This window comes from Nocardia sp. bgisy118, assembly GCF_057708605.1.
The window spans coordinates 71,139-89,239 of the sequence record NZ_JBYISM010000024.1 but is presented as its reverse complement, the minus strand read 5'-3'; the positions used below and the strand labels follow the sequence as shown (position 1 = coordinate 89,239).

Annotated in this window: 23 protein-coding genes and 1 pseudogene; 12 read left to right on the top strand and 12 right to left on the bottom strand. The window is 66.9% G+C overall.

The features are described from left to right. Positions 1-32 precede the first annotated feature (32 nt). The 3 genes and pseudogenes from AC3EO7_RS26445 to AC3EO7_RS26435 all read left to right on the top strand — a co-directional run bounded on the left by AC3EO7_RS26445 (position 33) and on the right by AC3EO7_RS26435 (position 2,521). Positions 33-1,928 carry a TetR/AcrR family transcriptional regulator gene (locus AC3EO7_RS26445; RefSeq protein ID WP_435592675.1) on the top strand — a complete coding sequence of 632 codons (1,896 nt, stop codon included), beginning with the start codon at positions 33-35 and terminating at the stop codon, positions 1,926-1,928. Between the two features lie 183 nt (positions 1,929-2,111). Beyond that, positions 2,112-2,258: pseudogene (locus AC3EO7_RS26440) on the top strand (acyl-CoA dehydrogenase N-terminal domain-containing protein); the annotation flags it as partial. A gap of 23 nt (positions 2,259-2,281) precedes the next feature. Continuing rightward, entirely contained in the window at positions 2,282-2,521 is a 240-nt protein-coding gene (locus tag AC3EO7_RS26435) for an acyl-CoA dehydrogenase C-terminal domain-containing protein (RefSeq protein ID WP_435592674.1), read from the top strand. Positions 2,522-2,681: 160 nt separating this feature from the next. Here AC3EO7_RS26435 and AC3EO7_RS26430 read toward each other — a convergent pair whose 3' ends face one another. Then, positions 2,682-3,605 (bottom strand): cation diffusion facilitator family transporter, encoded by a 924-nt coding sequence (locus AC3EO7_RS26430; RefSeq protein ID WP_435592673.1) that lies wholly within the window; start codon positions 3,603-3,605, stop codon positions 2,682-2,684. Positions 3,606-3,742: 137 nt separating this feature from the next. On the opposite strand from AC3EO7_RS26430, the gene AC3EO7_RS26425 reads away from it, so the two are divergent. From AC3EO7_RS26425 to AC3EO7_RS26415, 3 genes are all read left to right on the top strand, one after another. Next, complete coding sequence (locus AC3EO7_RS26425) at positions 3,743-4,243, top strand: HXXEE domain-containing protein (RefSeq protein ID WP_435592672.1); 501 nt, start codon at positions 3,743-3,745, stop codon at positions 4,241-4,243. 141 nt (positions 4,244-4,384) lie between these two features. Further along, the gene (locus AC3EO7_RS26420; RefSeq protein WP_435592671.1) at positions 4,385-5,575 is read left to right on the top strand and encodes an NAD(P)/FAD-dependent oxidoreductase; all 1,191 of its coding nucleotides are present in this window, start codon (positions 4,385-4,387) and stop codon (positions 5,573-5,575) included. A gap of 10 nt (positions 5,576-5,585) precedes the next feature. Then, entirely contained in the window at positions 5,586-6,527 is a 942-nt protein-coding gene (locus AC3EO7_RS26415) for a sigma-70 family RNA polymerase sigma factor (RefSeq protein ID WP_431966046.1), read from the top strand. Positions 6,528-6,940: 413 nt separating this feature from the next. Here AC3EO7_RS26415 and AC3EO7_RS26410 read toward each other — a convergent pair whose 3' ends face one another. From AC3EO7_RS26410 to AC3EO7_RS26395, 4 genes are all read right to left on the bottom strand, one after another. Continuing rightward, positions 6,941-7,645, bottom strand: a complete 705-nt coding sequence (locus AC3EO7_RS26410; RefSeq protein WP_435592670.1) for a cation efflux transmembrane domain-containing protein — start codon at positions 7,643-7,645, stop codon at positions 6,941-6,943. After that, positions 7,645-7,974, bottom strand: coding sequence for an ArsR/SmtB family transcription factor (locus AC3EO7_RS26405; protein ID WP_435592669.1), 330 nt, complete (start codon positions 7,972-7,974; stop codon positions 7,645-7,647). The genes AC3EO7_RS26410 and AC3EO7_RS26405 overlap by 1 nt, the downstream gene beginning before the upstream one ends. 467 nt (positions 7,975-8,441) lie before the next feature. After that, a complete protein-coding gene (locus tag AC3EO7_RS26400; protein ID WP_435592668.1) occupies positions 8,442-8,660 on the bottom strand; it encodes a hypothetical protein in 219 nt (72 codons plus the stop codon). Continuing rightward, entirely contained in the window at positions 8,657-8,995 is a 339-nt protein-coding gene (locus AC3EO7_RS26395) for a hypothetical protein (protein WP_435592667.1), read from the bottom strand. The genes AC3EO7_RS26400 and AC3EO7_RS26395 overlap by 4 nt, the downstream gene beginning before the upstream one ends. Before the next feature lie 397 nt (positions 8,996-9,392). Here AC3EO7_RS26395 and AC3EO7_RS26390 point away from each other — a divergent pair, with 397 nt between their 5' ends. Then, a complete protein-coding gene (locus tag AC3EO7_RS26390; RefSeq protein WP_435592666.1) occupies positions 9,393-10,553 on the top strand; it encodes a helix-turn-helix domain-containing protein in 1,161 nt (386 codons plus the stop codon). Positions 10,554-10,585: 32 nt separating this feature from the next. Here the strand turns inward: AC3EO7_RS26390 and AC3EO7_RS26385 are convergent, their stop codons facing one another. Beyond that, entirely contained in the window at positions 10,586-10,780 is a 195-nt protein-coding gene (locus AC3EO7_RS26385; protein ID WP_431966058.1) for a hypothetical protein, read from the bottom strand. 130 nt (positions 10,781-10,910) lie between these two features. Here AC3EO7_RS26385 and AC3EO7_RS26380 point away from each other — a divergent pair, with 130 nt between their 5' ends. From AC3EO7_RS26380 to AC3EO7_RS26365, 4 genes are all read left to right on the top strand, one after another. Continuing rightward, positions 10,911-11,840, top strand: coding sequence for an ATP-binding cassette domain-containing protein (locus AC3EO7_RS26380; protein ID WP_435592665.1), 930 nt, complete (start codon positions 10,911-10,913; stop codon positions 11,838-11,840). Next, positions 11,837-12,646, top strand: coding sequence for an ABC transporter permease (locus AC3EO7_RS26375; protein WP_431966062.1), 810 nt, complete (start codon positions 11,837-11,839; stop codon positions 12,644-12,646). The genes AC3EO7_RS26380 and AC3EO7_RS26375 overlap by 4 nt, the downstream gene beginning before the upstream one ends. A 445-nt stretch (positions 12,647-13,091) precedes the next feature. Further along, positions 13,092-13,751: a sigma-70 family RNA polymerase sigma factor gene (locus AC3EO7_RS26370; RefSeq protein ID WP_431966064.1), complete on the top strand. Its 660-nt coding sequence runs from the start codon at positions 13,092-13,094 to the stop codon at positions 13,749-13,751. Positions 13,752-13,820: 69 nt separating this feature from the next. Continuing rightward, on the top strand, positions 13,821-14,054 hold the full coding sequence (locus AC3EO7_RS26365; protein WP_431966066.1) for a hypothetical protein: 234 nt from the start codon (positions 13,821-13,823) through the stop codon (positions 14,052-14,054). A gap of 311 nt (positions 14,055-14,365) precedes the next feature. Here the strand turns inward: AC3EO7_RS26365 and AC3EO7_RS26360 are convergent, their stop codons facing one another. The 5 genes from AC3EO7_RS26360 to AC3EO7_RS26340 form a co-directional block, all read right to left on the bottom strand. After that, a complete protein-coding gene (locus AC3EO7_RS26360; protein WP_435592664.1) occupies positions 14,366-14,701 on the bottom strand; it encodes a YnfA family protein in 336 nt (111 codons plus the stop codon). A 26-nt stretch (positions 14,702-14,727) separates the two neighbouring features. Beyond that, positions 14,728-15,030 (bottom strand): hypothetical protein, encoded by a 303-nt coding sequence (locus AC3EO7_RS26355; protein ID WP_431966070.1) that lies wholly within the window; start codon positions 15,028-15,030, stop codon positions 14,728-14,730. Then, a complete protein-coding gene (locus tag AC3EO7_RS26350; protein ID WP_435592663.1) occupies positions 15,020-15,478 on the bottom strand; it encodes a MerR family transcriptional regulator in 459 nt (152 codons plus the stop codon). The genes AC3EO7_RS26355 and AC3EO7_RS26350 overlap by 11 nt, the downstream gene beginning before the upstream one ends. Next, the gene (locus AC3EO7_RS26345; protein WP_435592662.1) at positions 15,475-15,831 is read right to left on the bottom strand and encodes a hypothetical protein; all 357 of its coding nucleotides are present in this window, start codon (positions 15,829-15,831) and stop codon (positions 15,475-15,477) included. The genes AC3EO7_RS26350 and AC3EO7_RS26345 overlap by 4 nt, the downstream gene beginning before the upstream one ends. A gap of 75 nt (positions 15,832-15,906) precedes the next feature. Then, positions 15,907-16,296 (bottom strand): MerR family transcriptional regulator, encoded by a 390-nt coding sequence (locus tag AC3EO7_RS26340; protein ID WP_435592661.1) that lies wholly within the window; start codon positions 16,294-16,296, stop codon positions 15,907-15,909. Between the two features lie 97 nt (positions 16,297-16,393). Here AC3EO7_RS26340 and AC3EO7_RS26335 point away from each other — a divergent pair, with 97 nt between their 5' ends. After that, positions 16,394-16,795: a hypothetical protein gene (locus tag AC3EO7_RS26335; RefSeq protein ID WP_435592660.1), complete on the top strand. Its 402-nt coding sequence runs from the start codon at positions 16,394-16,396 to the stop codon at positions 16,793-16,795. 73 nt (positions 16,796-16,868) lie between these two features. Here AC3EO7_RS26335 and AC3EO7_RS26330 read toward each other — a convergent pair whose 3' ends face one another. Further along, positions 16,869-18,101 (bottom strand): MFS transporter, encoded by a 1,233-nt coding sequence (locus tag AC3EO7_RS26330; protein ID WP_435592659.1) that lies wholly within the window; start codon positions 18,099-18,101, stop codon positions 16,869-16,871.

The window sequence follows — 18,101 nt, the reverse complement described above, 5'->3', positions numbered from 1 at the left end:
CAGGCGGACACCCTTTGGTGAACGGAGAATCGGTGGCGAGAATCACACCGGCAGCGCGCGTCTACGGAGGCCTGTCGGCGAACGAACGGCGGACCGAGCGCCGGAGCCGGCTCCGCGAAGTCGCGATCGAAACATTCGGCGCGGGGGTTGGATACCGCAACACCCGGCTGGCTGAGCTCTGTCGAGCCGCGGGCCTGTCGACCCGGCAGTTCTACCAGGAGTACGACACACTCGAAGATCTCCTGAGCGAGTTGTACCTGCACATCAACGACACGGTAGAACAGCGCGTGCTCGATGAAGTCGGCCGAACGATAGGGCAACCACTGACCGACCGAGCAACGGCAATGGTGCGTTCCTATCTGTTCGCTCATTGCGCTGATCAGCGCTGTGCCCGGATCGCCTTCGTCGAAGTCGTCGGCGTCGGCGAGCGGATGGATACCCAACGCCTGCAGTGCCGGTCGCGGTGGCTGGACTTGCTCTGCGACCTGTTCGACAGCTTCGCCGCGCGTGGGGAGCTCGCTCCCCACGACGTCCGCCTCACCGCCAGCACATTCGCCGGCGCGATCAACGGACTGATGCACGACTGGGCCGTCGGCTGGATCGATGCCACCACGGACCAGCTCACCGAGAGCGTGTTGCGCATCCTCTTCGGAGTTCTCGGCATCCCGCACCGGACCGAACCACCGGCTCCCCCGCTCGAAGCCGAGCAGCCACCGGTGCGCCGCCGCCCACGCGATCGCCGGGCAACCATTCTCCGCGTCGCCTCCCGCGCTTTCGCCGAACGCGGCTATCACCGCACATCGATGACGGATATCGCCTCGGCGATCGGCATCACGCATGCCGCGCTGTATCGGCACTTCCGCACCAAGCAGGACCTCCTCGGCTCCTGCCTGCGCGAAAGTCTCGACTTGATCATCACCCGTGTCGATGCTGCGCGCGAAAACTCTGCCAACGACAGCGGAGCGCTGCAGGAGCTGGTGCGGGTGACCCTGGAGATCCGGGGACTCGCCCGGCTGTGGCAGCTCGAATTCCGTAGCCTCACACAGGCCGACCGAGTGGGCGTCCTCTCCCGCGCGGTTCGCCTGACTCAGCTCATCCGCGAGGCCATCCACCTGCGCCGACCCACTCTGACCACGACGGATCGCGAAGCACTGAGCTGGATCGTGCTGTCAGTGGTGACCAGCCCGTCCAACCACCGCACTCAGCTGCCCACGGAGCTCTTCGCCACGGTGCTCGACTCCGCCATCGATGCGGTCACCGGCGCCACCTGTCCCGGTGGCAGGACCGCGTCCAGGCTCGATGTCACCGAGTTCGACGAGGCGGGAACGCCATCCGGCTCCGAACCACGACCGGAGCAGATGATCGTCGCCGCCGCGCGGTTGTTCAACGAACGTGGCTTCGGCGCGGTGAGTATCGAGGACATTGGCGCTTCGGTCGGCGTCAGCGGGCCCGCGCTGTATCACCACTTCGCCGGCAAAACCCATCTCCTCAACGAGATCATCGACCGCAACAACGAATGGGTCGAGATCTACGCCCAGCGCGCACTCACCGAAGGCGGGGAACCAACGGCATCGTTGCGGCTCGTGCTGCGGTACTACATCCAGTTCGCCATCGAACAGACCGACCTGGTCGGCACCGCTGTCAGCGAGGTCGGGCACCTTCCCGACGATGCCGCGGCCAGGTACCGCCGAATCCACCGTGAAGGCAACATCGGCTGGGCGCGCCTGCTGCAGTCGCTGCGCCCGGAGCTGTCGATGCCCGTGGCACGAGTGCTGATTCACACCATCACCACCGTCATCACCGATGCGGTCCGCAACCCTCGGCTGACCCGCCGCAACGACCTGGCCGACCTGCTGTACGTCGTCGGCGAGCGGATCGCCCTCGCCGAGCTTTCCACCCAGCCTTCGCCTGAGCTTTACCCAGAGTGACTTAGGACTGAATCCAGGTGGACGTTCCAGCTCAGCGCCACTACACGCCGTCCAGCGAACTTATCATCGAGTTACTTAGCTTGCGTGGACGCAAATGCTGCGACATCATGGCTCCGCGGCGCGATGTGCGCTTCGTCAGCACCTGCCCCATCGCGGCGGGTCCCGTCGAGAGGTGATGGGCCGGTGGGCCACTACAAGAGCAACATTCGCGATCTGGAGTTCAACCTGTTCGAGGTCTACGGTCTCGACACCGTTCTCGATTCGGGCACCTTCGGCGACCTCGACGGCGACACCGTGCGCATGATGCTGTCCGAGGCGGCGAGGCTGGCCTCTACAAGATCGGCCTCAACGCCGTGCGGTTCCTGCTCGCCGTCGGTGACCTACTCGTGGCATGGCGGCTCATCGTCGCGGCTGAAATCGCTCTCGCGGCACTCGATTCCGACGTTTCCGCGGCCGACGCCGCCTTCTACCGCGGCAAGATCACTGTCGCCTCGTTCTTCACCACTACCGTCCTCCCCCACCTGACCGCCGAACGGGCAGTCATCCCCGGCACCGACCTCGCGGTGATGGAACTCGACGAATCCGGATTCTGAATCCACATGCTTTCGATCGGGGCCGCATGCGGCCCCGACCTCACGCCGGGCGCGATGCTGACCCAACCCGCCCACCTCGACGGGCAGCCGACGCGACGGGTCGACGGCTCGTCGAGGTGGGCGGGTGCGGTGCTGGCTGGTCATCCGAGTGGCGGTTGGACTACCAGGACAGTCGATCGCAGCGTTCGGCCATGCTGGCCGCTTCGACCTGCAGGGTGGCGTGGTTGAGGTTGTAGGAGTCGGCCAGGAGTTCTTGCGCCGCAACCAGCACCGCGTCCGGGTTGGTGTCGTCGTCGATCGCCAGGTGCGCCGAGGCCACCTCCATCCCGGAGGTCAGCGTCCATATGTGCAAGTCGTGAACCTGCTGCACGCCGGTGAGATCTTCCAGGGAAGTACGGACCTCCTCGACGTCCATCCCGGCGGGAGCATGCTGGAACAGGATCCGCAGCGCGTGCCTGCCCAGGTTGTAGGCCCGGGGCAGGACGAACAGGCCGATGCCGATACCGATGAGCGGGTCGGCGTAGCGCCACCCGAACAGCAGGGTTACCAGACCGCTGATCAGCACGCCCATGGAGCCGAGCATGTCGGCCATGACTTCCAGGTAGGCGCCCCGAACGTTGAGGCTCTCCCCCGCCCCGCGGCGCAGCAACAACAGGGCCGCGACGTTCATCACCAGGCCCGCCACGGCGACGGTGGTCACCGGAAGGCCCGGCACCTCCGGTGGTTCGGCCAAGCGGCCGATCGCTTCGTAGAGCACCCAGCCCGCCACCGCGAACAGCAGCACCGCATTGAACAGCGCGGCAAGCACTTCCGCGCGATACATCCCGTAGGAGCGGTCGACCCGCCGCGTCGACCGGCGGGCCACCAGGATCGCCACCAACGCCATCACGACACCGAACACGTCGGTGAACACGTGCGCGGAATCCGACAGCAACGCCAGCGACGAGGTCGACAACCCGACGACGAGCTGCGTCACGAACGTGACCAGACCCAAGCCGATGACCAGGATCAGCCGCCGCGCATATTTCCCGGAGGCGCTGCCGGCATCCGCCACCGACACCCCGTGATCATGTCCTTGCCCCACGTCGACCTCCTCGTTCACCCCGTGCCGATTTCATCTGTCAGCACATCACCTTCATCGCGCCGCGACCGAACATCTCTCCCGCGACTCGGAAACATAGTAACATGCGCATGTAATTATCCAAATGTGGGAGGTCGTCCATGATGTCTGTCCAGTCGCCCGTGCAGGCGAGGCGAAGCCGGGACCTGGCCGGTGTTCGGTGGTTGTTCTTCGCGCCGTTCGCGGTCTTCGTCGTCCACACCTTGGAGGAGCTGCCGGGATTCGCGGCGTGGGCGTCGCAGCATTTCGCGCCGATGTCGACTGAGAAGTTCGCTCTCAGTCACATTCCGCTGATTCTGTTGGTGCTGTGGTGTTCTTGGCGGGCAGCCCGGCCCGAGGCGGCTGCGGGTTGGGTGATCGTGGCGGTAGCGTTTCAGTGGCAGTTCGCGGTCAATTCCGCGTTCCACCTTGGCGGCGCGGCATGGTTCGGCGATTACTCGCCGGGCATGGTCACCGCTGCGACGGTGGCGTTACCGGTGACGGTGTTCGTGTTCGCGTGGGTGCGTCGCGACCAGATGTTGAGCGCACGCCAGCTCGCTGCCGCAGTGGCGATCGGCACCGCTGTCGCGGCGGCCGCGATCGGGGTCCTGTTCATCGGGTAGTCGCCGCAACCGCGTGGCTCGGTAGGCGGTTGGTTCGTCCGCCGAGCGAGCCTCGGGGGTGATCCACATCACTGGTTGATGCTGTCAGGAATTCGGGGGCTGTCTCGTTCAGGGAGCACGCGAACCAGACAGGAGCGAACCATGAAGCACCGCATCGTCGTCCTCGGGGCCGGATACGCCGGAGCCTTCTCCGCCGGATACCTGGCCCGCCAACTCCACTCCGACGACTTCGAGATCACGGTCGTCAACGCCGAACCCGATTTCGTCGAGCGGCTGCGCCTGCATCAGCTCGCCGCCGGGCATGATCTCCGCCACCGGCCGCTGGCGGAGGTGTTCGCGGGCACCGGCATCCGGCTACGAGTGGCGCGGGTAACCACCGTCGACGCCGAGCATCGGACGGTCACAGTCGTCGACGGCGAGGGCATCGACCGGCTCGAATACGACACCCTCCTCTACGCGCTCGGCAGCACCGCCGCTGGCCATGGCGTTCCGGGCGTCGACGAGCACGCCTTCCACGTGGCCGCGCGGCCGTCCGCGCTGCGCCTGCGCGCACGCCTGGACGAACTGGGCGAGGACGGGAAGGTGCTGGTAGTCGGTGGCAATCTGACCGCGATCGAAGCCGCCACCGAGATCGCCGAAGCACGTCCAGGACTTCAGGTCAGCCTCGCCACTAGTGGCGAGCTGGGCGGCTGGCTGGGCGCGAAGGCCCGCCGTCACCTGCTGCGCGCCTTCGACCGGTTCGGTATCACGGTCCACGAGCACACCGCCATCGAGCGCGTCGAGGAGGCGGGGGCGGTCGCCGCCGACGGCACCGCTTTCGCCTCCGACGCGACCGTGTGGGCCGCAGGCTTCGCCGTCCACCCGATTGCCGCCGCCAGCGGCCTCGAGGTGATGCCCAACGGCCAGATCACGGTCGACCGTCAGATGCGGTCGGTCTCGCACCCGGATGTCTACGTTGCCGGTGACAGCGCCTTCGTCATCGGCGAGAACGGCCGGCCGTTGCCGATGTCCTGCGCTTCCGCGGGATACACCGGCCTGCAGGCGACGGCCGCGATCATCGGGGATCTGACCGGGCGCAAGATCAAGGCGACCGCGCTGACCTATTTCGGCAACCACATCAGCCTCGGACGCAAGGACGGGATCTTCCAACTGGTCGACGGTGACGCTCGCTCGAAGCCCGGGGCGCTGCGCGGCCGTTCGGCGGCCCGAGTCAAGTCGGCGATCGTGGCAACCAGCGGCTGGGCCGTGAGCCGCCCGACCTTCGGAAAGCCGAGTCACACGTACCGCTTGGCCACGACCCGAGTGCACTCACCCGACGTGATCGGCGCATAGAGTCGTGCTCATGGACACTGCCACCGTGGCGCGTTTCGAGGCCAGCCGGAATCGACTGGCCTCGCTCGCCTACCGCCTCCTCGGCTCGGCCGCCGATGCCGAGGACACGGTGCAGGACGCGTTCCTGCGGTGGCAGGCCGCCGACCGGGAGTACGTCGAGGTGCCCGAGGCGTGGCTGACCAAGATCGTCACCAACCTGGCGCTCGACCGGCTCCGTTCGGCGAAGGTGCGGCACGAACGCGCGGTCGGCGCCTGGATGCCCGAACCGCTCCTCGACGGCGACCCGATGCTGGGCCCGGCCGACACCGTCGAGCAGCGCGAATCGGTGACCCTGGCGGTGCTGACGCTCATGGAGCGTCTGTCGCCGGTCGAACGGGCCGTTTATGTACTGCGCGAGGCCTTTTCGTACAGCCACGCCGAGATAGCCGAGATTCTCGGCATCACCGAGTCCGGGAGTCAGCAACACGCCCACCGAGCCCGGCGTCGAATCGCCGCCGCCGGCAACGGCACTGACATCGACCATGCCTCCGCACGTCGAATCGTCGAGGCATTCGTCGCTGCCGCCTCCTCGGGCCGGACCGAACGGCTGGTGGCGCTGCTGACCGACGACGCGACCGGCATCTCCGACGGCGCCGGACTGGGGTTGGCCGGGAAGCTGATCCGGTACGCGACCCCCGAGCGGATCGCCAGCGCGGTGCGGGCCGGCTTCAAACCGTCTCCAGCCAAGCGGAGACTCGCCGGTGGCTCGCCCTCGATCCATGCCGCCGTGGTCAACGGCTGCCCGGCCATGCTCGCCACACTCGACGACCGGGTCGTGGGCGTCGTGATCCTCGAGATCCGTGACGACAAGATCGCAGCCGTGCGCGGCATCGCCGCCCAGGACCGACTCGGTCGCGTCACCGAGGAATGGCAGCGGCGGGAGCATGATGTCCCGCTGATCGAATCGTGGTAACCGGCTGTCCGACAATCGATCTCACGTTCGTCAGTCGATTCCCGTCGAAACATCCGGCGGGCATCGCGGCTTGACCGTGGTCGACATCACGGGTGGTAGTGAGCAGAGTGGCGTGGTGCTTGCGCGCGAGTTCGCGGAGGTGACCGATCACCTTCCGGTGAGGTCAGGGCAGATCCTAGCGATGGTCGCCGAGTTCGAGGCCGACTCGGCCATCGGCACATTCGCACCGTTCGAGTCTGCGGAACACGTTCCATACCAGACGATTACGGCATATCCACCCGATTTTCGGCGGAACCACCGGGACCCTGATTGCGACCGGCCTGCGGCCACACGTCGGGCGAATAGTTTTGGCGATGTGTCTGTTCGGATCCGGTTCTCGGATTCAGGAGAGGCCGGAGCGTCGGTTGGGATGGTCAGTCGCAGCAGTCGCAGTCGTGTCCGGTCACACCAGCGTCGCCGAGTGCGGCCGGCGTGGGGCAGCAGGTGTCCCCGCGCCAGGCATTCATGCCTTCCTTGACCGCGATGGCGGCGATGACCAGTGCCGCGATCGGGTCGGCCCATGACCAGCCGAACAGGGTGTTCAGCAGCAACCCGGCCAGCAGGACAGCCGATAGGTAGGTGCAGAGCAGGGTCTGTTTGGAATCGGCGACTGCCGAGGCGGAACCGAGTTCGCGCCCCGTACGGCGCTGTGCCCATGACAGGACCGGCATAATCACCAGACTGGCTGCGGCCAAACCGATTCCGATCGGGGAATGTTCGGCTTCACCGACGCCGAGGAGGCCGCGGATCGAGTCGACGGCGACATACAGCGCGAGAGCGAAGAACGAGAACGCGATGACGCGCAGCGCAACCTTCTCCCGCGCGGCGGGGTCACGTCCGGCGAACTGCCAGGCGACCGCCGCCGCAGAGGACACCTCGATCACCGAGTCCAGCCCGAACCCGATCAACGCGGTCGAGGACACCCGTGTCCCCTCGGTGAGGGCGATGATCGCCTCGATCACGTTGTAGGAGATCGTCGCCGCGACCAACCAGCGAATCCGCCGCGCCAGCACCGCCCGCCGCTGCGGTAGCGGCCCCGATGCGGCGACCACCGATGGCCTGCCCAGCGATGCCGACATCAGCAGCACCCTTCGGTCCCGGAGGCCGGGCAGCACGCGGGATCCACCGCCAGCACCAGCCCGAGCAGATCCTCGAGCGCGGCGGCTATGCGCGGATCGGCGAGCTCGTAGCGGCTGCGTCGCCCTTCCGGGACCGCGACGACCAGACCACACCCGCGCAGACAGGCCAGGTGGTTGGACAGGATCTGACGCGACACCCCGATCCGCTCGGCCAGATCCGACGGATACCCCGGCCCAGACCGCAGGCTCAGCAGAATCTGGGTGCGAGTCGGATCGGACAGCGCGTGCCCGAAACGGGCGAGCGCGTCGGAATGCAGCGCGGTCTCCACGACACCAATAGTACAGATTCAAATGTATTCAGATCAAGATGAACTATCAGGTCGAGGGCGCAGCCCCGCACCACCCGCGCTCGGTCGTGCGCCGACGACGATTGCCGTTCCTACGTCTCCCACTCGGAGCGCCGACATCGGCTACCCGCTCACCCGGAAACTACGTCCGAACACCGAAGCCACTTCGAAAAACTAACCCTGAACACCGAAGGGTTCGCCCAGCGGCTCGGGCCGCGCAGCCCCGTGTGGGCGACTTCGGGAGGTAGCCCCTTGGTGATCAGCCATTGCAACGTCAGGGGTGACCGGGGCGATCCGATGGTCGCCTGCCAGCTCCCGCGCCGAGCACGCGCGTCCGGCCTCGTTCAGCGTGGTGAGTGTGGCGATCTGAGCGGGGGTGAAGTCGTTGCGCTGCCATTGTGAATCCATTGTGCTGCTGGTCATTTCGTCTGTTCCTCGCATCGGTTTGGTCAGGGCTCGAGATAGAGCCGCTCGTTGGGCAACCGGGGGTGCCCACTCAAGCTCGTATCGACGCTCACTGCGTCGAGATAATGGCGGTCTCGGTGCTCGGCAACGAACACCAACGCAGCGGTCAGGCAGGCGACGAAATCCATACGCACCCCGTGCAGAAACACCGAAAGGTGCACGTCCGGCTCGCTCGGCAAGGGCGACAACGGCTCGGCTCTCACAAGACCGACTGTCGTTGCGGGCCCAGGACAGCGTGGACCGCATACAGCACCGCCCGCCCGGAGGGCCGGAACACCGAGTGCGCCGCGGTGATCCATCCTCGGTACTCCGAGCCCTGATCGGCAGGAGACGGCAACGCCACGAAGTCACCGTTACCCAGCACCGCCACACGGTGGCTGCGGTACAAGGCTGCTTCGGCGGCGATCATGGTTGCGGGAATGTCGGAGCGGACCAGAAAGGTCCATGTCGCCGTGCGGGGCATGGTGATAATCGGTCCGCCGCCATGTCTTTTGGCTTCCAGCTCCACCTTGACCATCTGGCCGACTTCAGCGGGCATCGCAACCGCCCACACCATGCCTGCCGTGAAACCGATTCGCCCCGTATCGGGTTGGAGTACGGCAGGCAGGTGGCATACGGCGCGGTAATACTCAACCCGTGAACGCGGGGTATCCCCCACTGCCACTGCGCTGGGGTCAGTGCGTGTCGGCGCTGACGTCGTGTGTGTAGTCGATATCCCGTCATCACGTTCGGACAATTCCATCGGGCAGCACCCTCCCTGCTTGCTCAAAGACTTGGTGAGCGCCCGCCGCCGGAGACCTCGAGGGGACACCATGTCAGTCCGACGGCGGGGCTAGATCTGAGCTTGACCGCTGGCAAAGGCTCGAAGGGTCAGTAGAGGGACAGGCTGTCGACAGCAAAGGACAGCGGGGAAGGATCGATCTACGCTCAGATGTATGGGTCAGCACGCAGGAGAGCGAATCGCCGCGCAGCGCAAGATCGCCGGGCTGAGCCAACGTCAGTTGGCCAGCCGGGCCAAGTACAGCCTCAGCATGGTCAAGGCTGTCGAGCAAGGCCGTGAGGTGCCATCCCCAGGCTTTCTTTCGGCAATGGCTCGAGCACTGCGGATAACGCCGGAGCAGCTCACAGGCGCACCTTACGACGATGGCAAGCCTCTGTCAGACGCCGTCAATGACCTGTCCATATTGCTTGCAGAGGGGCAGTACGCCCGAGCAACCGAGCCCGCCGATCTCGTAGTGCTGGAAGCAGAACTTGGGGCGGCACAACGGCTTTACCGCACCGATCGCACTCGACAAACGATCGAAGTACTTCCGGGCCTTATCCGCCAGTTGCACGGGGCCGTGCGAGAACTGGCCGACGACGAGAAAGCCCGTGCCTACACCCTGTTGACGTCAGCGTACGTATTGGCAGAGTGGTCGGTTCGCAGGACCGGTCATCTCGTGCTCGCCCTTCCAGCACTGGATTTGGCCGACACCTACGCCCCGCTTGCCGACGACGCGAAATACGGCGCGTTCTCGGTCCTGGCTCGAGCTCGAGTACTGACGCACTACGGCGAGGCAGAGGTAGCAGAGCAGCTGATCGCTTCCGCGATCAGTTCGGCGGACAACAGCCAAGCCGGCATGGTGCTGGCTGGCTATTCCCATCTGGCCGGAGCGATCAACGAAGCGCGAAAGCTCAACTACCCGAATGCGACAGCTCACGTCCAAGCGGCACGCGAGCTGGCTCGGCATACCGGCGAAACCGACCTGTACATGACATCGTTCGGCCCGCTGAACGTGGATATCCACGCCCACGCAATCGAACTCGAAGCAGGCGACCCGAACCGAGCGGCGTTGGAAGGGGCTGAACTGACGTATCCGGCCGGCGCAGCTCCCACACGGATCGCCCATCATTGGCACGACAACGCTCGCGCGTGGTTGATGTCCGGTAAGCCCGATCGGGCACTTGCCGCGCTCAACAAGGCGAGAGCGGCAGCGCCCCAGCAGACTCGCCTGCACCCATCAGTGCGTGAAACGCTCTTCGGTATCGCAGCGGCGCAGCGGCGTCAGACCGATGGACTCGTCGGCTTCGCGTCCTGGCTCGGTGCAAGCCTCTAGACGCAGCGACAGCTGGTTTTCAGGAGGTCGAGTCAGTACTCGAGCCGAATGATGTCCGCCAGTACACGCATTTCCGGTATGAGAGTGCGGCGTTTGGCGATGATCCGGCCGAGTAGATCCCTGGCCATCCGTTGCTCGACCAACCACGGCCGCGCCTCGCGAGAAAGTTGGGCAAGAACGTCGAAAGCGGCGTCATAGTCGGCCGCCACCGGTACCGGTGCGTCCATCTCTCGGCTGGTTCGTCTGAAGAAGCGAACTCCCATCCACCCCGGGTGTGAGCACGCCTTCTGTCGAGAGGAACCCTGCGATGGCCATCTACCTGTCCAACGACCTCCCTGATCACGTCGGGGGTGTGCGATGACCACCCCGGCGGTCGTGGTCGAGGATCTGCACGTCGCCTATGGCAGAACGTGGGCCCTCGACGGTGTCGACCTGGAGGCTGCTGCTGGGACGACGATCGGGGTGCTCGGCCACAACGGCGCGGGCAAGACCACCCTGATCCGTGCCCTCACCACCCTGGTGCGGCCCACCATCGGCCGCGTGGAGATCGGGGGCCTCGACGTGGTCGCCGACGCCACCGAGGTTCGCCGCCGGATCGGGGTGACCGGTCAGTACGCTGGACTCGACGAATTCCTCACTGCGCGTGAGAATTTGGAGCTGATCGGTCGCCTGGCTGGGCTGCGCCGCGGCGCTGCCCGCGCATGTGCCGACGCGTTGATCGACCGGCTCGGGCTGCACGAGTACGCGACCCGGCGGGTGGGGGAACTCTCCGGCGGCTCCCGCCGCCGTGTCGATCTGGCCGCCAGCCTCGTCGGTGATCCGTCGGTGCTGTTCCTCGACGAGCCGACCACCGGTCTGGACCCTCTGGCCCGCGCGGGATTGTGGGACGTCGTCGACGAGCTCACCACCGCGGGCACCACCGTCGTGCTCACTACCCAGTACCTCGAGGAAGCCGACCGGCTCGCCGACCACATCGTGGTCCTGAGTCGCGGGCGGGTCGCCGCGCGTGGCACCCCGGCCGAGCTGAAACGGATTGTCGGCGGCAAGGTCCTGCACGCCACTCTCCCCATCCACCAGATCGCGGATCTGCCGTTCACCCCGGACAGCGACCGGGTCGACGGCACTCGGGTGCGGGTGTCGGTCACCGTCGATGACGCCCGCACCGCGACTGCACTGGTCGCCGACCTGCACCGCGGCGGTATCGACGTCGCCGACCTGGATGTGACCTCGCCGAGCCTCGACGACGTCTTCACTCACCTCGCCCACACCACCGGAGCCCACCGATGACCACCATCACGACCGTGATCGGGCGTTCCCCGATCGGGAACCAGCTCGCCGCCCTGACTGTCCGGAACCTGCGCACCAGCGCCCGCGTCCCGCAGCTGCTGATGTTCTCGCTGACCATGCCGATGGCGATGCTCGTGCTGTTCAGCCAGGTGTTCCGCAGCGTCGCCGCCGGACCCGGCTTCCCGGCCGGGGTCAGCTACATCGACTTCCTCACCCCGGCCATGCTCGCCGTCTCCACGGTGATGGCCGGCACCAACGCCGGAGTCTCGGCCGCGATCGACCACACCAACGGCCTGCACGACCGCTTCGCGGCGCTGCCGATGCGGGCAACGTTGCCCGGAGTGGCTCGCACCATCAACGAGGCGGTCTTCACTCTCGCTCGAGCTGCGCTGCTCGGGATCGCCGCGGTGCTGCTGGGTTTCGACTTCCACGGCACCGCCGTGGATGCCGTCGCCGCAGTCGTGGTTCTGGTGGTGCTGGCGGGGGCGATGAGCGCCCTGTTCGGTCTGATCGGGGACCGGCTACGCCGCCCGGACGTGGTCCAGTTCGCCGGGATGACGGTGATGATGCCGCTGATGTTCGTCTCGAGTGCGTTCGCACCGATCGAGACCATGCCCTGCTGGATGCAGGCCATGGCCACGGTGAATCCGGTCGCACACGCCACCGACGCCCTGCGCGGGCACGTGCTCGGCACTGCCACCGCCGGCGACACCGCCACCGCCCTGGTCGCGGCGATCGGATTGTGGGCCGCAGTCACCGCTGTCCCCGTCCTCACCGGCCTGGTTCGGTCGGCACGCGCTCGTTGACCGGCGACGCACCCGCCCTGCCCTTCCCTGCCAGAGGGAAGGACGGGGCCGGGTTCTTCGCCCGGAACCGGGCACTCCGATGGCCCCTACCCCGCCGGGGATAGAGGCACATCTGGGGTGCTTCTCAGCGGATACGCCCGGTGTGGGCGTCGGCGGCGCTCATGCGGCGGCGTCGAGCAGATGCAGTTCCTCCGCCACGATCAGATCGACCTCTTCCTCGGTCAGATCCGACAACAGATGTGTCGTCAGCATCGCTCTCACCTCCTCACCGCGCTTCCTGATCGGTCGAATCGAAGAACTCGACATCGACACCCATACAGACGTGACACCCCGGATTCGGACGCAGGAAATGCGTCCCGATCGCGGTCCGTACCGGTAATGACCAGCCAAGGCTCGCCACTGCGGTACCAGGCGAGGATGCTGGAGACAGAGAGGAGCCAGGATCATGAGCGAGGAAACGGCCACTACCGCGGCCACACCCCGGCCGGAACATGGTGATCTCGAGCAGCTTTGGCGCCGCTTTTCCAGCGACCTGCGGGCCTTCATCGCCCGCCGGGTCTCGCGCCCGGAGGACGCCGACGACATCCTGTCGATCGTGTTCCTGCGGATGGCCAAGAGCTTGGACAATTTGCGAGATCAGGACCGGCTTCTGGGCTGGATGTATGCCATCACCCGCAACGCGATCACCGACTACTACCGGTCCGCGCCCCATCGCCGCGAACTACCCGTCGACACCGTCCCGGACAACCCATCCACTGGCGAAGCTGAACCCGACACCGAACAGGCCGCCGAGCGAGAACTCGCCTCGTGCTTGGTGCCGATGCTCTCCGGGCTGCCCGCCGAGCAGGCTGCTGCGGTGAAGATGGTCGACCTCGACGCCCGCACGCACGCCGCTGCCGCCAGTGAAGCGGGAATTTCGGTGTCGGGGATGAAGTCCCGCGTCCAACGTGGCCGCGCCGCCCTCCATGCCCGATTGCACGCCTGCTGTCAGATCAGCCAGGACCGCACCGGCCACGTGCACGACTACCAACCCCGCAGCGGAACCTGCGACGGCGGAGGCGGAGGAGCCTGCGCCTGTGGAGCCACACCACCCTCGGACCAGTAGACCGACACCCCGGCTCGGGCAAACAGCCGCCGGTCATCCGCAGGGTCACCACAACCAGACAAAGGTGCGGTGCGAGCCACTCGAGGCTCGCACCGCACCGTGCCGGGTGAGTGCTACTGGCAGCCGCACCCGCCGCCGGACGTCGCCGCCGGACCGCAGCACGCCGCCTTCTCGCTGTCATCGCAGCATGTGGTCTGCCGTTCGGTGCTGCAACACGCGGCCGCCGCAGGCTGCGATGGTGCGTCTGATCGTTGTGCCGCCGGGGACGAGAACTCGTTCGGGTTGGTCATGGTGACTCCTTGATTCGTGGGGATAGGCATCAGGACAGACGGAGGAGAACAGGAAAGGACGCACCTGGGCCGCAGTGGGAGCATTCGATGCAAGACAGTCGCGGCACGGTCGAGATTTGGCAGGGTCCTGCGAGCGCTGAGGCTGTCGTGTCCAGGTTTAGCTGACGGAGTTCGGACGTCGTCACCGATTACGACTCGAAAACGTCGGCGCGCCCGCAGAATCGGCGGCCCTGGTGTCGCTGCTGAGCACGATCGGTGGTGGTGCGCCCGAGTCGGCAGCGGGGTTCGAGCTGGCCGACATGACGCGCGGAGGCTTGTGTTGGTTCAGGTGGGGCGGGGTGCGTTCATGATGACAGCGACTCCGATCAGGCACAGGATGGCGCCGATGAGGTCGTAGCGGTCGGGGCGGAATCCGTCCAGGGCCACTCCCCACAGCAGGGATCCGGCGACGAAGACACCGCCGTAGGCGGCGAGGATGCGTCCGAAGTGGGGGTCGGCTTGCAGGGTGGCGACGAATCCGTACAACCCGAGGGCGATGACTCCGGCGCCGATCCACGCCCAGCCACGGTGTTCGCGGATTCCTTGCCAGACGAGCCAGGCGCCGCCGATCTCGGCGACGGCGGCCAAGGCGAACAGCAGGATCGAACGCAGAACGGTCATGACCGGGTGAGCCCAGGGAACCGGGCTCACCGCGTCGCGGCGGTGGTGCAGCCGCATCCCGCACTCGCGCATCCGCCGTCGGTGGCGTTGTCGGTGGTCGCGCATCCGGTGCGGCGGGCGCGGGTGCGTGACCAGATCAGCCCGGCCACGCCGATTGCGAGCAGGACGAATCCGAGGGGTTCCAGCCACGACAGGCTCACCAGAATCGTTCCGCTGCCGATGATTCCGGCGGCGAGGAGGATCGGGGCCAGGCAGCAGGCCACGCACAGGGCGGCGCCGAGCCCGATCGGCGCCCACCAGCGGCGGGTCTTGGTCTGTTCAGCAGCCACAACGGCCTCCTTCGATACCGCTGCCGATGCCGGTGGTGATGTCTGTGTCGAACGGCACGGGGCAGCACGGGTGTTCGCTGCATTCGATGAGGTCGTCGCATCCGGCGGCCAGGGCGGCGCGCAGAATGTCGCGCACGGCGGTGAGTTCGGCGAGTTCGGCGTCGACCTCGGCGAGTTTGGCGGCGGCGCGGGCCTGCAACCCGGCCTCGGTGCGGCGGCGCCCGAGCTGGGTGGCTTCGAGCAGGTCGGCTACCTCGTCGAGGGTGAACCCGAGGCGTTGGGCGGCCTTGATCACCCGCAACACCGTGACCGCCTGCTCGGGGTACATGCGGTGCCCGCCAAGGGACCGGTCCGGTTCGGCGAGCAGGCCGCGGCGTTCGTAGTAGCGCAAGGTCTGCGCGTTCACACCGGCCGCGGCGGCCAACTCCCCGCTGCGCATGCCCGTCATCGACCGGCTCCGGCGACGGCGGTCTGGGCGCGAGCTGCCAGCGCGTCGAGCACCTCGACGTAGGCGGTGGGCGCCTCGATCCGCATGACAGTGCCCGCCAAGGTGGATTGAAAGGTGAAGGTGAAGAACGAGCAGCATGCCGACTCCCTCGCGGCCAGATCCCGCCCGACCGGCTCAGCGTCTGCGTCGGCGGTGAGCGTCAGCTCGAGGCGGGCGGGATCCGGGCGGTGGGTGGCCCGCACGGATTCGGCGAAGAACTGGTCGAACTCGGCCAGCCGCGTCGGACGCTCCACTGTCGGCAGCGTGCATGCCGACAGGTTCATCATCGGATCGGAATGATCGTTGGTGGTCATACGATCACGGTAAGCCTGTACCTAGGTACAAGATGCAACCCCGAAAATGCCGGGCGGTCCGGGCAACTGGTCCGGTCAAGGGTGCGTGCTGATCGGTTGGCTCACGCAGTGGTCGCACTGACCGGCGTGGGAACTTTCGAGCACGGTCATCGCGCTGGCGCGGACTTGTTGCAGGTGAGCGAGTTGGGTGTCGATGCGGTGAAGCACCTGCTCGAGTCGCCAGCGTTGATTGGCACACGTGGTGTCGCCATCGTCGAGGTCGCGGAAGGCGTCGACGACTTCATCGAGAGTGAATCCGAGTGCTTGCAAGGACTTCGTCAGCCTGATGTGGTCGGCAGCGTCTGGTCCGTAGTGGCGGTAGCCGGACGGTTCCCGTTGCGGGGCGGGCAGGACACCGCGGCGTTCGTAGTAGCGCACTGTGTCGACGGTGACGCCTGCATCCTTGGCGACCTGGCCGATCTTCATCGTCACCTCTCCTGCGATCGGTCTTGACTCTGGACTTAGGTCCAGACTTTACGGTTGCCGGTGACAGGACACCACAACGACAACGAGGAGCAGATCGGTGACCGACACCCACGACATCCCGCCCGATGCACCCATTGTGTGCACGATCCGACCCGGCGACGACGAGCACGCGATAGTCGATGCCTACCGCGGCTTGTTCGCCGAAGCGTTCATCAGCGGGCAGCGCACCGAATGGGGGGTGCGCTGGACCTTTCGCCAGCAAGACGACATCGAGACCCAGGTGCGGCAGCAGGCGGCGTTCGAGCAGGGATGCTGTCCATTCCTGTGCATGGCGATCACCGTCGCCGACGGCACCGTGGTGTGGGATGTGATCGGACCGGCCAACGCGGGCGCGTTCCTCGACGAGTACGTCCAGTTGCCGCAGACCGTGTTCGGCAGCGTCGACGCGCTTCGCGATCGCACGATCGCGTCGGGAATGACTCTGAACGACCAACGCTAGTCAGAGATCGTCGAGCCGTTGCCCGCCGTGCAAGCCGACGATGACCCGGTGGTGATCGGGCCGGGTTCACTGGTCACGAGCGATGTTCTTTCGGCGCTGGCGTCGGAATGGTGGCGGCGGACAGGACGGCAGCGGCGGCGGCGAGGGCGCCCAGCAGGAGGAAGGCGTTCGAGTAGCCGCCGAGCGCGCTGGCCAGAGCGGTGGCGGCGAAGGGCGCCAACGCCATGGTGATGGTCAGCGGCGCCGACAGCAGTCCGGTGAGCTGGCCGTAGTGGGCTGCGCCCCAGCGGTCGGTGATGGCGGTGGCTTGCAGCAGGGTGAACACTCCGCGGGCCATGCCCGCCGCGATCGCGGCCGCGACCAACGCAGCCGCGGTGGTGAACACCCCGAGCAGTGCGGTGGTGGCGGCGATAGCGCTCACGATGGCGATGGTGCGAGTACGCACGCTCGTGCGGGCCACGAACGCCGAGTAGCCGAGGCGGCTGGCGACTTGCCCGGCGCCGCCGAGTCCGAGCGCGATCGCAGCCAGGCCGGTGCCGAGACCTCGTTCGGTCAGCAGCGGAACCAACGCGACGATCACCGCGAATGAGGCGAATCCGCTGGCGCTCAACGCGATCGCCAGCGCGACGAACGGGCGGCTGCGGGCGATGGGGCCGGGATCGGTCACGTGCGCGTGGCCAGGTTCGGCGGTCGGGCGCGGCGGCCAAGGCAGTCGCAGCCCCAACCAGTGGCCCGGCACCGTCACCGCGGCGAGCACGATCGCCAGCACCAGATACGTTGCCCGCCAATCCATCCGGTCCGACAACACAGCCGTCAGCGGAGCGAACACGGTCGAAGCCAACCCCGCGGCCAAGGTCAAGACCATCAAGGCACGCACCCGGTCGGCACCGTGCCAGCGCGTGAGCGCGGCGAAGGCGGGTGGATAGAGCACCGCGCCCATCGCGACCCCGGCCAGCAGCCATCCGGTGACGAACCACGCCAGCGATGGGGCGGTCGCGATCACGACCAGTGCGGGCACAGCCAGCAGCGATCCGGCGGTCATCACCCCGCGGGGGCCGTGGCGATCGAGCCAGCGCCCGACCGGGATCCCGGCCACCGCGGCGACGAGTTGACCGGCCGAGAACGCGGCGGTCAGCGCGGTCGCCGACCAGCCGGTGGTCGAGGCGATATCGCCGAGCAGAACAGGGAAGGCGTAGAACAGGATTCCCCAGCTGGTGATCTCGGTCAGACACAGCACCACCAGCACCCGCCGCAACCCGGAGGCGGTCGCGGCGGGTACGGGCGGCGCCGAAACGACGTCTACCAC